Source organism: Pyxidicoccus fallax (genome assembly GCF_012933655.1).
Classification (GTDB): domain Bacteria; phylum Myxococcota; class Myxococcia; order Myxococcales; family Myxococcaceae; genus Myxococcus; species Myxococcus fallax.
The window spans coordinates 1-611 of the sequence record NZ_JABBJJ010000759.1 but is presented as its reverse complement, the minus strand read 5'-3'; the positions used below and the strand labels follow the sequence as shown (position 1 = coordinate 611).

Sequence of the window (611 nt, the reverse complement as noted above, 5' to 3'; positions counted from 1 at the left end):
GTCCGGGCCGAAGTGCCCGTGGCCCTGTGCGTGGAGCGCTCGCTGGACACGGTGGTCGGCATCCTCGGCATCCTCAAGGCCGGCGGCGCCTACGTCCCCATGGACCCGAGCTACCCCGTCGAGCGCCTCACCTACATGCTGCGTGACTGCGCCGCTCCGGTCCTCGTCACCACCGAGGCCATCGCCGACACCCTGCCCTCCGGCGGTGAGCAGCTCGTCCTGCTCGACTCGGACTCGGCCCTGCTGGCCCGCCAGCCCGTGACGGCCCCCGACGCGCGCGTCTTCGCCGACGGCCTCGCCTACATCATCTACACCTCCGGCAGCACCGGCCGGCCCAAGGGCACGCTGCTTCAGCACCGCGGCCTGTGCAACACCGCGCTGACCGCCGCCCGCGAGCACGGCTTCCACGCGGCCAGCCGCGTGCTCCAGTACGCCGCCTTCGGCTTCGATGCCTCCATCGCCGAAATCTTCGGCACGCTGATGGCCGGCGCCACGCTGGTGCTCGCGCCCCGTGAGCGGTTGATGCCCGGTGCGCCCCTGCGTGCCCTGCTGCGCGACGAGTCCATCACCGCCGTCACCCTGACGCCCTCCGTGCTGGCGCAGATGACTCC

Annotated in this window: 1 protein-coding gene; it reads left to right on the top strand. The window is 72.3% G+C overall.

The window, feature by feature from the left end; all coding sequences use genetic code 11:
- Nucleotides 1–611 (top strand): AMP-binding protein (locus tag HG543_RS54040; protein WP_169352722.1); only part of this gene is annotated, 611 nt, incomplete at both ends.